We start from the raw sequence: 15,880 nt of genomic DNA on the forward strand, positions 1-15,880 counted from the left end.
GCCGTACCGTTCTTTAAGAATGTTCGGCTCCATGTCTTCATTTTACCTGATACAACAAAGTAGAGATAACCCCTCGTTCCCCCTCGAGAGTCAAAAAAAATGACGCCGCAAGCGGCGCCACTCTCTCTAATATAAATCCTCAGTCGGCAAAATCCCTAATATCTTCGCCTTCTTAATCACTTCCACGCGCGAGCTCGCTTGCAGCTTCTGAAAGAGCTCCGTCAGACTGTACTCGAGGGAACGCTGGCTGATCATCAGCGCCTGGGAGATCTCCTTGTTGCTCTTTCCCTTCGCCAGCTCCCGCAGCAGCTTATCCTCCTCCTGCGTGATCGTCGTCTCCTCCCGTCCCTTGTCGCCTTGGACCACGATCTCCTGCCGCCTCAGCTGCTTCAGCAGCTGCATCGGGACAATCGCTTCCTTCCTGGCCGCGCAGCGAATCGCTTGAATGAGCTGCTCGCGCGTGGAGGTTTTGGCAATGAACCCGGAGACGCCCGATTCCATCAGCAGATTGAAATGCGGCGCGATCTCAAAGCCGGAATAGATGAGGATCACGGCATCCGGCACATAATCGAGAATTTTCCTCGTCAAATCGGCGCCGTTCACATTCGGCATATAAAGGTCGAACAGCATGACGTCGAATTTCTTCAAACGCACCAGATCCGGCACGCAGTATACATCCGTTTCGATCGTCACCTTCATCCCCGGCTCGGATTCGATCAGCATTTTCGTCCCTTCTACCACCGAGCGGTGGTCGTCCACCAATAAGATTTCCATGTCCCTCACCTGTCAGTTAATTTTTTGGAAAATGAATCGTCACCCGAACGCCCTGCTGCGGAGCCGATTGAAACTCGACCTTCCCTTCCAGACTGAGCACCCGCTTCTCAATCCCGGCAAGCCCCATGTGCTGGAAGGAGCCGTCGAATGCGGACAAATCCATCCCAACCCCATCGTCGGCGTAATGGAACCGCACGGCATCTGCGCTTTCGTCCAGCGTCATTGTGACTTTCTCGGCCTTCGAATGCTTGGACGCATTATTCAGCAGCTCCTGCACGATGCGGTACATCCCCAAGATTTGCTCCTCGCTCAGGCCGTCCAGCTGCTGCCCCGCCTGGAATTCGATTTCGTAATTGGCAAACATCCGCGTGTATTGAAATAAGCTCTTCAGCGACTCAACCAGCCCCATTTTCAGCAGGAACGGCGGACGCAGCTCATTGCAAGTAATGCGAATCTGATGGATCGCGTCCAGCAGCCCTTCCTCGATCTGTCTGAGCTCCTCCTGCCCCGCATCTCCGAAAAATCCCGCCGAACGCAGCGACTCCAGCTTACGGTACCATATGATCAGGTCCTGCAGCACGGAATCGTGCAGGTCGGCCGACAAGGCAAACCGTTCCTTTTCCGAAAGCTTAAATAACAGTCTCAGCATCCACTTCGGCGTCTGGCTCGTCGATACCAGATCCTCGAGCCGCTTCATCAGATCTTCAATCAGCCTCAGGTTATCATACAGAAGCGTTACATAATGCACGGCGGTCTCCAGCCACTCTTCTTCTATCGGAAGGAAGGTGCGATCTGCAGCGATCCGCAGGTACACGGGATGCTTTTTCTCCCCGATCGGAATCCAGGTGGCTTGAGCCCCCATCGCCTCTGTCTCCTGTCCTCGCGGCACCTCCTCGATCGATGCATCACCCACCTGCAGAACGTTCCTTACTTCCTCCAGCAGGCGATGCTCTAGCTCGGAAACCTTCATGACATTGGCCAAATCACTCGACAGGCCGTTCAGGCTTTGCTGCAGGAACTTATACCGCTCCTCGCTTTGGATCAGCTCCCGCTCCTCTTGCTTCCGCTTTGTAATGTCCTTAACGATCCCGTGAACGCCGTTAAGGCTCCCCGACAAGTAGATCGGCACGAACGTAATGCTGACAATCCGCTCTCCTTCGTTCGTATGGCTTAGGCGGCACTCGATATCCCTCGGCTTCCCTTGCTGCAGCACCTCGAGAAGGCATTCGTACACCTGCGGATGGTCCTCGTCGTAGATCATGCCGAGAAAGCAGCGGCCCGTCAGCTGGGACATGCGAATGCCCGTAATGGCTTCAAAGGACCGGTTCGCATTGACAAAATAAAAGCCGTCCAGCTCGATCGAAAACACACCGTCCAGGTTGTTCTCGAACAAAGATTTATACCGCTGCTCGCTTTCCTCGAGAGCCAGCTCCGAACGCATTTTCTCCGTAATATCAATGATCATGCCGTCCAGCCGCTCCACAGCCCCCGTATGATCCTTCCAAGGATGAACGACCAGCTGGCCCCACCGGGTTTCCCCCTCGATATGAATGTAACGGATCGGCTGACGGACGGATAGCCCTTCATCCAGCTTCCGCTTCACTTCCCCCATGAGAATCGCGTTATCGTCAGGGTGGATGTGATCGTGCAGCCGAATCGGGTTATGCATAATCTCCCGCCGAGGGATGCCGGATATCCTCTCGATGCTCTCCGAGCAGAACGTGTATCTTGTAAAATCCTTATCGGTCGACCATACCGCCGCGTTGACGTTGTCCAGAATGTTCTCCAGCAGCTGTTCGGCCTTCTTCCGTTCGGAGATATCCCTGGCGACGGCCACCACGTACTTGACATCCCCCTGATGATCGAAAACCGGCCTAACCCGGGCTTCGATATGAATTGTATGGCCTTCCGCATGAACAAGGCGATACGTCAGCTCCACCGGCTGCTTGGTTCGCACAACCTCGGCATGGACCGATCTCACACGGTCCTTGTCCTCCGGATGTATGACATCAAAGGCATCCATCCCCTCATAATCCGCGATCTGATAGCCTGACAACGCATTCATGGAAGGGGAAACATAGCGGACTACCGCCTGATTGTCCACCAGCACGATGGTATCCCACGTGTTCTCGGCGACGAGCCGCAGCCGTTCCTCCCGTTCCGCCGCTGCGGCATCGTCCTTCAGCACAGCGGTATAGGCAACGGTAACGTTATCCGTATCTACAATCGGCACCAAGGTAACCGATGCTTCGGGAAGCTCCCCGGCGCTGCCATACCGGCTTTCGAAAGCCCGGTTTCCCCACAGGAATTGCCCCTCCAGATTTATGATATACATGGGATCGGGGAGATTCGTCAGCCACTGCCTCGCTCCCTCGATCACCTTCCGATAAGCTCCCATGCCGATCTCCTTTTTATGGCCGTAATGAATGATTCAGTGAATAGCTACATTATATCGAATCGGAGAGCATCCTGCCGCGCAAAAAAATAGGGAATGCCCGCAAAAAGTGCAGGCATCCCCAAAGGAAGCTTATTTCTCTGAGAACGAATAGATCGACTTCGCCGAGAAGGTTTGGGTAAAAGAGCCGTTCGCTAAGATCACATCCGCCATGTTGGTAAGATTGTCGGTAGCGCTTGTCTTGAGCTTGGCAGCCGCCGTGGAGGCGGGCGAGAAGCCGCTCACAGTGGCGGTAATATCGGAAGAGGACGTGTTCACGACGACAAGCTGCGACTTTCCGGTGGAGTTGATTTTGGTGGCAGCGACGAGCAGGGACGGGTTGCTGGAGGTGGCTTGAATGCGCTGATAGCCCGGTCTCATCACACGGCTGAAGTTCCCCATGGCGTAAAGCACCTTGCTGACGGAATACGTCCCATTCGAAATATTCAGGTTGACGAGCTGCTGGGCCAGAGCCTCATCCTTGCCCACGCTCCACCAGTACAGAAAGCCTCTGGCTGCATTGGAGCCCCCTGTGGTCAGCGTACGCTGGATTTTGGCCGCAAGCTCTACGGCCTGCTCCGTATCATAGGCCGTGTCGCCGGGCTTCCACAGGTTATTGACCTCGTCCTTGAAATTGAATTCCGTTTGCAGCTTCGGCTTGGATTCGTTATACAGCGTGCTGTTGTTATTGCCGTAATTGTGATAGGCGATGTAGTCTACCTTGCTTTTATTAAGCGGCATATTGTTCAGGAAGTTCATCGCTACATTCTCGGACGTAGCCTCGGGGGCTGTCAGCTTGATCTGGGTGCGGAGCCCCCGGTTTATCAGCGCCGTATCGATGTGGCCGATGGCACTGTCCATCTCGGCATTGTAGTATCTGGCCGTTGCCCATTGGGTATTCTCGTAATCGGCTTCATTCTGGACACTCAGCCACTTGATGTTGTAGCCGAAATCGTTCTTGTATTTCTCCACCCACCTGGTTACGTAGCTGGCAAAATCCGCGTACCGTGCGCTTAGCAAGTGGCCACCGTTCGTAGATCCGCTGTCCTTCATCCAAGACGGAGGACTCCAGGGCACCGCATAGAACTGCATGGGGCTGTACCTGGCCAGAGCTTGATCAGCGAACCATCGTTGATGAGCATCGGTGCTCCAGTCCTCGGTACAGCCATTCCAGCCGCAGTAGGACACTTCGATCCCGGAGGAGTCCTCGCTCGGCTTGAACGGGTTGATCTCCCAGCGGATGATCGTCAGCCCGGCGTTGGAGCCGCTGTTTAAGAACAGCTTATCGAGTATGGCGGTTTGATTCGCGGCACTCATATTGTTTTTGAGGTAATGCACCGGTTTATTCGCCGCCGCTCCGAAGCCGTCGATGGTCTGAAACGTCGTCCCTTTGTCGATCGTAATGGTGTCGGCAGCCGCGGCTCCCGGAATAAGAGACGGAAATGAGGCAAGCAGCACACAAGCAGCGGCAAACGCCAATGACCTTGTGACGATCCCTTTGCTATCCAGCTTCAATATGAATTCACTCCTCACGCAGGTAAGTTACCTCCTGGCCGCGCGTTACCGGGAAGCTGCTGTCATTGTAAACGCATACAATTATTTCCGTCTATAGTCATTACCGTACTTTCTTTCCGGGATTTATCGTTATCATCGATCTCAAGTGCATCGTCCCCGGGAGCCTTCCGCCTGCATTGCACTTCATGCAATGGAATGCCCCTACTTAGCCCCATTCGGATTCGCTTCATTGCAGTTTTTGCAGTCAAACCCACCCCGTTCCGTGCAAAAGAGGCTTAAAAAGCGAAAGAATGCCTTGTTCGCGCGAACCGCATTGCAGAAACTACATTCCAGTAATAAAGCAAGCTGCAGCCCCATGGAATCCATTCGGCTGCAGCTTGCTCTGATTTACTTCACTTCCAGCTTATTCGATAACGAAACCGGCAGAGTGGAATCCTGAGGATCCAGCTTATCGACCACAAATACATGGATCTGGTATTGCGCATCCCCCGGATCCTGCACATCGAAGTGGCCGGTCAAGCGGCCGGAGCCTGCGATGTCCGTCTCCAGCGCGACGTGGGAGATCGGCGTGCTGCCCTTCAGCAGCTGGAAGTACACGACCTCCGTTCCAGCATGGTCGGCCGCTCCCGCTGTGCGGGACACATCGACCTTTGCGCTCAGGCCTCCGGTTCGGTTCAGTTGGCCGTTGAGTGCTAACGTGAACGGTTTATCTCCTGCGGGCACGACGCGGACGGTCCGCACCGCCGGAATCGCCGCATTAAGCGCATTGTCTTTGACGTTGTAGGTAAGGGTGTACGTACCGACCACCGCCGTATTCACGGTGCCGGTCACTTGAATCCGACCGCTGATGTCGCCGTCTACGTTATCCGCAGCCGTGGCGCCGGCATCCGTATACGTGCTGCCTACCGTTACCTCCACCGTCTCGGATCCGTTCAGCGTAATAACCGGCTTTTCCGTGTCTACCGGACCGGATGCAAGCTCAGCCACCTGGAAGTCATCGATTCGTCCCGGCTGATTCGCTACCCGAATGCCTGCCTTGCCTTGCGTTAAAGCGGGAGGGCTTTGCGGGAACAAGGCTCCGTTATCCACCTCATCGAAGATGAGATTGTCGTCCACATAGCCTCTCAGTCGGTTGCCGTCAATGACCAGTCGAAGCTGGTACCAATTGCCGACAAGATAAGGATACGGCATCTTTTTGCTGTCCAGCTCTCGGATGTTACCGTTATGGATGCGTCCGAGCACGACATAGCCTGTGCTGCCGCCCGGCAAGCCGTTCTCGCCGTTATGGATGCGCAGCATATAGAAATTTTTGGCGTCGTCGGAGGCTCTGGCAATGACTCCCGGAAGGGAAGTGCCGACTTGGGGCTTCACTCTTGCCCGCACCTCGTAATTCGTCCATCCGCTTTGACCTACGGTAAAGGCCATGCTGCCCGTCGTATGCTTCTCCAATACCTTGCCGTCTTCCTCATCGACGACCCTTAGATGATTCGCGGCTCCGTTCGGCGTAGCCCCGTTGTTCCAGCCGGTTCCTGCAGCTTGGTCATATGAACCGCCGTTGAAATCCTCCTCGTGCAAAATCGCGCCTACCGGTGCCGGCGGGTTCGCCTGGATGTGCAGGATGTACTCTGCAGCCGTTCCTGCCTCGGAGGTGACCCGTACCTTCGCTGTTCCCGCTCCGTTCACGAGGACGCCATCGGTAATCTGTACGGCCGACAGATTGCTTGCCGTAGGAACCGCCTCCAGTACCTTCACATAGTGCGTGCGAGAAGGCACGGTGATGCGGTACTCGGTTTTGCCGGGAACAAGCGCAATGCTGGTTTGCGGCAGCTCCGTGCGGGGCGCGGTCAACGGATCGGAGATGACCGAAATCCGCAGGCTGCTCAGCGAGGTGTCGGAATTGGCCGTTCTCAGCGTAAGGTTATAATAGTTAGCGCCATTGCCTTCGGTCGACAAAGCGGCTACCGTATATTGCTTCTCCTGGCCGACCCCGGTGAAGGTAACCTGGCCGGATACCGGAGAGGCCGCGGCATTCGCCGTTCCATACACAGCCGCAGTAATCGTGGAGGTCGTCGTGTTCGACGGCACCAATACGGTGTAGCTGTTGACCTGCGGATCGAAGCCGGCGATGCTCGCGCCGTTCACTTGAATGTCGCCCAGCAGCGGCACGATCAGGTACACTCTGACGTCGTCGAACGCTGCCTTCGCCTCATGGCTGCGCAAGCCGAATCTTCCTGCCGTGCGGCTCGTATCGGTATGCTGCAGCACCTTTACTCCGTCGACATAGCCTGTAAGAGTCGTCCCTACTACCTCCAGGTTGAGCTTATACCACTTGCCTTCCATTAGATAGTCATTCGGCAGGTTGTAGGTACTCAGTGTGGTGTTGCTGCCGTTCACCCGCTTTTCCAGAATCGCTTGACTCGTACTACCGTTTCGGAACAGTTTGAAGTAATACAAATCGTTATAATTGGTGCCTGCCCGTGCCAGCAGTCCCATCTGGGCTTTGCCCGCAGCACTGCTGCCCGGTATTTCTTGGACGCGGGCTTCGATGCCATAATCCTTCAAATTTTCTCCGAAGATCGCGAAGCTGGGGGTCGTATCGTAGACACCGGTAGGCTGTACATACGTATTGTTGGTGACGCTGTCCGTCACGAGAGTCCACGGCGTATCCAAGCTGCTATAGCCCTTTTGGGTCCAACCGGACAAGTCCTTCTCCTGCGCCGTCTCAAAGCCGCTCTTATACAGCGCCTCCGCGAACACCTTCACATCATTAATCGACAGCGGTCCATCGAAGGTTGAGCCGGTTACCGTGAGCTTCACATAACGGGCCTTGGTCTTGAAAAACTCCAGGCTGTTACCCATCGGAGGCACATAGCTTGGGTCCGAGCCGTATGTTTTATCCGTTACGGTAGTAAACGTAGTGCCATCCGAGCTGGTGGCAATCGAATATTTGTATCCTCTGGAAGCGCTATTCGTCCAATCGATCTGCATACCGGCCAAATAGTATTCCTTGCCTAGATCCACTTGAACCGTCTGAGGATACGTGCTGTCCGCAGCGACGGAAGCCGTAGAGCTGATCCCGTCCACCACATTCAACCCGTTCGTCATACCCGGTGAGGTGGTGACCGTTTTGCCTGCGGAAACGATATTCTTAATGCTGGGATCCACCGCCTCCAGCTCAAGCAGCATGACTGCATTCTTCTCAAGCGTTTGGCTGAACACAAGATTGTCGCTTACATTAACTACGTTTTCCTCCACCACTTGGAGCTCATCGATCTTGTTATAAGCGAAATTGCTGTGCGTCTCGTCGACGAGATACTTCTTGTAGCGCAGGCTCTTGCCCTGGAAGCCCGCCGGCAAATTCTTCACGCTGATGTTCACGTTCGAGGAGGCAATGCCGTCCCCCTGCTTGTTCCAGACCATCAAGGTCGCCTTCGTGTCGCTGTTCTTGGTTGCCAGCATTCTCGTTCCGTAGATGGAGGTATCCCCTCCCGTCGACTTCACACGGGTATCCCCCAGCCGGGCAAACATCCGCATCGTGTTGAAATAAGGAGTAAAGAAGGTTTTGCCCAGTACCTCGTAATATTTCAGCTTATCGGCGGTTCCAATCAGCTGGAAGGTGTTGATGTCGGTATTGCCCCATTTGATATCTACTCGTGCTATGGCCGGAGCGCCCGCTCCCAGATCGAACTTCAGCCACGTCCAGTAATCCGCTTGGGTAAACATCGTGGCATCGTTGTTGTCCGTAACGGCCGCAAGGTTGACGTCATTCGTCGGATTCGGAATGGGAATCGGGTTGTTACCACTGTCATAAAAGCGGATTTCCTTAATCTTCATCGGCTTGGAGGAGGAGGCCGATTCTCTCCAGCCCCGCAGATTCAAGTATTGCAGCGGTCTTGGATCGCGGTTCGTAAAACTTTGGAACTCCGTCGTATTCCCGTTGCTGAGTGCGTAATCGACATCAAACTGGTTCTTGAAGTAGGCGTTCAGCGTATGCACCGCAACCCAGTTCATCGGGATGTCCGTGCCGCCGCGTGCATAGAAATAGGCCGAATCGGTCATAAAAGCCGCTTGCTTCGCCAGCCCCACATTATTGGTCGGGTCGCTTAAGCCGCCGCCTCCCTTCCAGCCATACTCACTGACAATCGTAGTGGCCTGCGGGAAAAATTGACGCAGATAAGCTTTCATCTGAAGCTCTTGCGTCTCATTCATTCGAACATCTTCCTGATAACGGTGCCAGGACACGAAATCCACATGATAGCCTTGCTGATAGGCGATATCGACGAATTGCTTCTGTTTTTCAAAATTGTAGCCGGACAAGACCGGGCCCCCGACCTTCAGCGTATGTCCCGCTAGGCCTTGAGTGTTGACCCACTGGACCGCCTCCGACATCCCTTTATACATCCGCATATAGCCGGGAATATCGTCCTTAACATGCCCGTAGAACGCAGGCTCCAGGTTCGGCTCGTTGCCCACCTCGATATATTCGAGCTCCGGGTTCTTCTCCTTCAAGGTGTAGATGATCTTTTTCATCGCCTTGTCGAATTCCGGCCAGTTCATTTCGGTTTCACCGGCGATCAGGCGGTTTTTGCCCGGGTTGGCGTCTCCCCCGTAGGAATAAGCAAGCGAAATCAGCAGAGAGTCGGAGAACTGCGACATGAAGTCGTACGTTTCTTTGCGTGCGTGCTGCAGATCCGCATTCGTAGCGTTCCGCGGGTCCTCAATGGAATAAGCGAGATAATCGCTGTTGCTGCTATCCTTATTGTAATACCAGTTGATCTTGACGAAATCGCGGACAACCTTCGTCTTGATCCCCTTCAGTTCATCGACGACATGCACCGGCAAGGGGGTGTAGTTCGTGTTGTTGAACTGCTCTGTACGAACAAGCGTCCCTTCCGAGACCGCATAATCGGCCTCCAGATTCAGGCTGGCCGCCTGCGCCGTCTGAGGCGCATAGCCTGCGGCTGCAGTGGCCAGCAGCGCAGCCGCGGCCAGCAGAGCGAACTGCTTCTTGACGCTGCGGTAAAGCTTGGTGCCTACGTATGCCATCCTTACATTCCTCCTCCAAGGTTATAAATGCGGTACAGCATCACAGCGGTTTCGGCACGGCTCGTGCTGCTCCGCGGGTGCAGCATGCCGTCGCTGCCCTCGATGATGCCCTTGCCGATCAGCTCCGCGATTGGGGCGGCCGCGTAATCCGCAACATCTCCTGCATCGTGGAAGCGGCTCAAGCCAGCAGGGGATGCCGAGCCCTCCAGCTTCCCTGCGATGCGCAGCGCGCGTGCTGTAAGCGCCATCATCTCTTGCCGGGAAATCTCCTTCTGCGGCAGGAATCGATTGTCTCCTGCGCCTTCGCTGATGCCGAGGCCCTTGGCAATGCCCAGTGCTTCGTAGTAGTAGTCTACCGGCGATACATCGCTGAAGCTGCTGCCAATGTCTGCGGTTAGTCCCAGGGTCCGGACTAGAAGCAGCACAAAGTCTGCACGCTTGATTGGCGCTCCCGGAGTGAACTCCTGCTCGGAGATCCCTGCGATGATGCCTTTGGCCGCAAGCGCCTCGATTGGCTTCTTGGCCCACGCATGCTCCGCAAGATCAGCGAACGTTTTGACGACATGAACCACGGCGTATTGGCTGAAATGCGTCGTCTTGAACTGCACCATGCCCGAAGCCGCATCGTAACGGCCGCTCGAAACCGGCTCCGGCTTGCCGCTCGCGTCAAGGTACCATACCGTAATACCCTCCGGGTTCGCCAACTCGCCTGCCGAAGGCAGGTACGGCACCGAGACCAAGACCGGCGCTTCGTGATTCGCCCAAGTGATCGCTTGCCCATCCAGCTTCACGCTCAGATCTATGACCGGCCGTTCACCAACCACTGCTCGGACTTGCTCCTGAAGACGCCCGGGGTCCGCCTTGGCCACATGGAACGATACGGTGGCCGCGCTTCCGGCCTGGCTGCTCTTCAGCATGTTGCCCTGCACCGTAACGATTGCCAGCTCCGTTCGGAGCTCCAGCTTCAAGCTTCTGCCGTTCTCCGTTACAAGGGAGGCCGGTAAAACAGCTTCGTAGGCCTTGGCTCGGTGCGCCTTGGGCAGCTCGATGACCAGCTTCGAGCCTTTGCTGTCCTTGATAAGGGCTATCGCTTGATCAATGATGTCCTTGGTTACTGCAGCCTTGGCTGTTCCGGAAGCATCCGTACGGTCGATCGCTTGCAGCATAAGCCCTACGGACCCGTCCGGCAGCATCGCAGGACGCCCGGGCATGCTGCCTCCGCTATTCCCGCCTCCAACGCCGCCATTGCCATTGCCGTCATCATCGCCATGGCCACCGCCGTGACCGTTATCATTTCCGCTCCCATTGTCACCCCCACTTCCGTTACCGTTGCCATTTCCGTCTCCGCCCCCTGCCTTAGCTGCAACCGCAAAGGTAGTGACCGCCACATTGCTGCCCGAGCCCACCTTAACGGTGTACGTGCCCGCAGGAGCATCATTAGGCAGGGTCACCGTCTTGCCGCTCTGCAGCTGATCCGACGTCAGCTGGTCCATCTCCAGTACCGTGGTGTTCGGTCTGAAGATCATGACGATGACCTCCGGCAGGCCCGTTGTCCCTTGAATCGTAAATGACTCTCCCTGTACCTTGGACCCGATCGGAGCCAGTACGGCTGCCGGCTCGGCGGCATTAGCAACGCCCGCCGAGGTCAGCATCACGAAGATCAGCATCATGCACATCATTCGCTTTTTGAACAAACCATTCCCTCGCTTTCCCATAGTAATAATAGGTTATATAGACGTACTCCTCCCCAAACGAACCGTTACCTGATAGGCTCGCCCCGCCTCATACGGAAGCAGAGCCCCTTCCCATGCCGTTCCGTCAACGATCGGCTCCGCAATGCCGCGCGCGTTCATCTCGGCGCAGACGGCATTAGCGGGAGCAGCGTCTTGACAGAATAGATGAGCGCCATCGAGCTTCAAACCGATTCCCTTCTGCCGCGCCGTCCCTGACCGTTGATCGGGTCACTCCTAGCTCCGTCTCCTATCAGACACAGCTCGTTGGCACCAAGGCCGCCTGCCCTATGCTCAATCGCATACACACCTTTTCACCTTACTTCTCCGGCTTGCCCCGGTACTGCCCCGGGGTCATTCCCTCCATCTTACGGAAGTAACGAATGAAATTGGCCGGGTTGTTATATTTCAGCTTCTCGGCGATATCGGTTATGGTCATGTCCGTATCGCGCAGCCAGCGCTTGGCGACATTCAGCCGGTACTGAGCCAAGTAATCGGCAAAATTGATTCCGGTTTCCTGACGGAACACGCGGCTGATGTACTGCGGGTGGTAATTGATCCGCGCCGCGCACTTCTCCAGCGTAAGATCCGTATCGAACGCCTCCTCGATCAGGCGCTTGACCTCCTCCGAAATGGTACGGAACTGAGTATCCCGCCGCTGCTCCAGCAGCACGATCCCCGGTTCGATGATCTGCTCGTAGAACCAAGTCTCGATATCCCGTTCTGCATGAAGATGCAGCAGCTCCTCGAACAGCGAGCCTTCCTTTCCGTTAAGCTCATATAAGGAAATGCCCGAATCCTGAAGCAGACGGCTCACATCAACGAACAGCCGCACCAGCGACAGCTGATAATCATTAGGATTTCCCGCCGATCTGGAAACGTTCTCAATGAAGCCGGCCAGCGCCTCTTTCGCACGGCCCGCGTCGAAGGATTGAATGGCATCCGTCAGCTGCGCGGCATGCTCCTTCGGATAATGCAACTCATTGCTTTTTTTCGGCTGAACATCCTCTATGAACAAGGCCGCCTCTCTTCCCAGCTGAACCCGGTACTTCAAAGCCGATACGCACTCCTCATAGCCTAGGGCGGCATCCGTCCAATGGTCGAAGCTCCGGCTGATGCCCACACTGGCTTCGATGGATAAATACCGCTTCACGGCTTCCTGTACGGATACAGCCACACGGAATACCTTCTCCTTGAACGATTCCTCCGAGCCGGCCTGCGTACCGACGATCAGTACGACCGCATCGCGATACACGATGGGAGCCAGCCGTTCCTGCTTGTCAACGAGCTCCGATACGATATTGCCGATGGCGAAGAGCAGCAGGTCGCGGTCCTTCTCATCGAAGCGGCTTCCCTCCAGATCGTCGATTTGAAACAGGAGCACCCGCATCCGTTCCCAAGCGAGCGTATGGCCGTAATATTGCAGCCGCTCCTGGATTTCCGACGATTTGGCTTCACCCGTCAGCATTTTGCGAACGAGCAGCTCCGTCATGTACTCCTGCTGCCCCTCCAGCTGAAACTGCAGCTTCGATTGGTTGGACATCAGCGACTCGATGCCTTCTGTGATCACGCCGAACTCATCCTTGCCCTCCCGCGGAGCCCGTACCTCCGAAAGCACGCGGTAAATACTTCGCACAGGGCTGTATACGCTTCGTGTTCCCAGCACGGCAATGGCGACGGAAATGCCCAAGGCGATGATGCTGACCCATAATGAGGTCCACGCAATCCCCTGCGCCCGCTCGGTCATTTCGCTGATCGGCAGCACAGATACATAGACCCAGCCGTTATAGGTCGACTTCCGGTAGGAAATTGACATATCCTCGTCAGCTATTTTCGAGGTAAGCACCCCTGTAGCTTCCCCGGACTGCACAATCCGGCGCATGAAGTCCTCCTGCGACAAATCCTTGCCGATCAGGCCGCTGTCCTCATGGGCGATTATGCGGCCTTCATCGACAATGTAAATCTGGCCCATTTCGCTGCCTTCCAGGTCGATCAGATTGTTCGTTTCCCTGGCGGAGAGCACCACGGCCAGCATGCCTTGAGGATTGAGGGAATTTATCGGCCATTTCTTTATATTCAGAATCGTCAGCTTATTGGCCGTAGGGTCGATTCCCGTTTCATACCGTCCAGACAGATCGAGACTGGCCCACTTGGAGCCCTGCTGCATGGCTGCAAACCTGGCGAGCAGCTCCTTCATCCCCGGGTAGCTGTAATCGTCCAGCCCCGAATTGCTGATCAGCCAATCCTTTTCCATACTGTACAAAAAAACATCCCGAATCCCGAGCTCAAACGTCTGGATGCCCACCAGGCTATCGTAAAGATCGGCGATGATCTCCGAATCCTCGGCGGTCAGACGCGTTCCGATGGCCTTCGTAATCAAGGGCGTATTCAATAGCTGCGATGCGGAATAATCAATCGTTTTGAGCGTTTGCTCTACGCGCAGCTGCGTCTGCCGCAAAATTTGCGCGTTGCTTTCGTTCACCTTTTCCAGCACGGTACGGGAAGAGTAATTATAGGAGTACCATCCCAAAATGAGCACCGGAAAAGCCCCCACCGCGAGCGTCAGCAATATGAGTTTGCGAAAATACTTATGTGTTTTCATGCGCTGTGTCTCCTTCAACGACTCGTCCTGATTGCCCTAAGTATATAAGAAAAGCTCCTATCGAAGCCCTTTCGAGGAAGTGCATTCGTGCTTAAAGGGAAGCTTTTCTTGCAATATCAGAAAGGCGAACCTCCGGTTCGAACTTATCCTTTCTAATATTATCAAAAAAAAGGGGCCTGTGCCGTGGGGATTCACACAGACCCTAACCGCGGGCAAGTCGTTCCTCTTTATTTCTTGGCAGCTTTGTTATATTCGGCGGTGTATTCTTCGATGATCTTGCTGCCGCCGTTTTGCATCCACTGCTCCGTAACCTTCTTCCAAGCATTCTCGTCGATGGCACCCATAATGAACTTCGTTCTTGCATCGGCGATCAGCTTGTCGAGCTCCTTGCCCTTCTCGCTGTAGGTGTCGGAGATAAAGGCATTCACCGGATTCTCAATAGCGATCTTGGCATTTTCCTTCCATACCTTGTCGCGCTGATGCACCAGCTCGGAGCCGTACGTGGTGACCTCGTCTCTCAGCACCGCAAGCTGCGAGGAATCGCCCATGCCGTATTCCACGAGCATTTTCGGATCGGTTGTTTTCTTGTATTCTCCGTTCTCCACCGTATACTGGCGTCCTTCGATACCGTTGTAGAGCATGTTCTGCATCTCTTTGTCCGACAGCTTGTCAAAATAGTTCAGAATCTGCTTCACCTCAGCCTCTGTCTTAACCGAGGTTTTCGGGATCATGAAGATCCCGTAAGAGCCCGAGCCGGCGATTGTCCGCTTGCCCTTCGGCCCTTCCAAAGCGCCGATCAGCGTCATCTTCGCCTTCGGATCTACCTTCTTCGCCTGCTCCTCGATTCCGTTGGCATCGTTCAGGTTCGCTACCCACGCGCCCGCCGTGCCTTTATTCATCACCTGACGGCCATCCTTCACAACCGCAAAGTCGAGATTCATCAGCTTCTCGTCATACAGCTTCTTATAGAACTTCATCGTCTCCATATACGCCGGGGACAGATGCGCCGGGCTTGCCTTGCCGTCCTTGATCTCCCAGTCCGCCGGACCGCCATGCCATGCCAGCATCGTTCTCCAGCCCGCAGGCTCCTGCTGTTCTACAAGGCCGATCGTATCGTTCTTGCCGTTCTTATCCGGATCGTTAAGCGTAAACGCCTTCATTACATTGTAAAATTCATCGATCGTATTCGGCTCCTTGAGTCCAAGGTTATCCAACCAATCCTTGCGTAGCGTGATTCCGTCTCGGGCGAGGTCACGCTCCCGGTAAATCCCGTACACCTTGCCGTCGATGGAAATGGCATTGAGGGCGATCGGATTCATGCGGCTTAAGTTTTTGTATTCCTTCAAATAAGGTCCGAGCTCCCAGAACATGCCGGAGCGAACCGAGTTTACAATGAAAGGGGCTTTCTGGTTCAGTACGGTAATGACGCTAGGCAGCTCTCCGGAAGCAACGGTAGCGGACAATTTGTCCGAATACGTGGCGGACGGCACCCAGTTGAACTTCAGCTCGGTGTTCGTAACCGATTGGATCTTCTTGAAAATCTCTCCGTCGGTCGACATCGGCTCCGGATTGAAGCTCGGCAGCATAATCGACATCTTGTAAGGCGCTGCAGGCTTGGAAGCATCGCCGCTGGCCGCCGGCTTACTTGCGTCGTTCGTCGCCGCCGCTCCGCCGCCGCAGCCAGCCGCAACACCTGCGGTGAGCGTCAGTACGGAAGCCATGAGAACGGATTTGCGAAGCGTTTCGGATTTCATTTGTTTCATTTGAAGTCCTCCCTTT

At 55.2% G+C, this 15,880-nt stretch carries 8 protein-coding genes; all 8 read right to left on the reverse strand.

The features are described 5' to 3' along the window. Window positions 1-126: 126 nt before the first annotated feature. The 8 genes from QMO62_RS16010 to QMO62_RS16045 all read right to left on the reverse strand — a co-directional run bounded on the left by QMO62_RS16010 (window position 127) and on the right by QMO62_RS16045 (window position 15,864). The gene (locus QMO62_RS16010) at window positions 127-774 is read right to left on the reverse strand and encodes a response regulator transcription factor (RefSeq protein ID WP_284642448.1); all 648 of its coding nucleotides are present in this window, start codon (window positions 772-774) and stop codon (window positions 127-129) included. A 16-nt stretch (window positions 775-790) separates the two neighbouring features. Then, on the reverse strand, window positions 791-3,172 hold the full coding sequence (locus QMO62_RS16015; protein ID WP_284642450.1) for a sensor histidine kinase: 2,382 nt from the start codon (window positions 3,170-3,172) through the stop codon (window positions 791-793). A 129-nt stretch (window positions 3,173-3,301) separates the two neighbouring features. Beyond that, window positions 3,302-4,723 carry a glycoside hydrolase gene (locus tag QMO62_RS16020; RefSeq protein ID WP_284642452.1) on the reverse strand — a complete coding sequence of 474 codons (1,422 nt, stop codon included), beginning with the start codon at window positions 4,721-4,723 and terminating at the stop codon, window positions 3,302-3,304. 387 nt (window positions 4,724-5,110) lie between these two features. Further along, entirely contained in the window at window positions 5,111-9,769 is a 4,659-nt protein-coding gene (locus tag QMO62_RS16025) for a 3-keto-alpha-glucoside-1,2-lyase-like domain-containing protein (protein ID WP_284642454.1), read from the reverse strand. Between the two features lie 2 nt (window positions 9,770-9,771). Further along, on the reverse strand, window positions 9,772-11,484 hold the full coding sequence (locus tag QMO62_RS16030; RefSeq protein WP_284642455.1) for an S-layer homology domain-containing protein: 1,713 nt from the start codon (window positions 11,482-11,484) through the stop codon (window positions 9,772-9,774). A 12-nt stretch (window positions 11,485-11,496) separates the two neighbouring features. Continuing rightward, the gene (locus QMO62_RS16035; protein WP_284642457.1) at window positions 11,497-11,688 is read right to left on the reverse strand and encodes a hypothetical protein; all 192 of its coding nucleotides are present in this window, start codon (window positions 11,686-11,688) and stop codon (window positions 11,497-11,499) included. 130 nt (window positions 11,689-11,818) lie between these two features. Next, a complete protein-coding gene (locus QMO62_RS16040) occupies window positions 11,819-14,101 on the reverse strand; it encodes a helix-turn-helix domain-containing protein (protein ID WP_284642459.1) in 2,283 nt (760 codons plus the stop codon). A 227-nt stretch (window positions 14,102-14,328) separates the two neighbouring features. Then, window positions 14,329-15,864 carry an extracellular solute-binding protein gene (locus tag QMO62_RS16045; protein ID WP_284642461.1) on the reverse strand — a complete coding sequence of 512 codons (1,536 nt, stop codon included), beginning with the start codon at window positions 15,862-15,864 and terminating at the stop codon, window positions 14,329-14,331. Window positions 15,865-15,880 lie beyond the last annotated feature (16 nt).

Source organism: Paenibacillus silviterrae, from assembly GCF_030167925.1.
Classification (GTDB): Bacteria; Bacillota; Bacilli; order Paenibacillales; family NBRC-103111; genus Paenibacillus_G; species Paenibacillus_G silviterrae.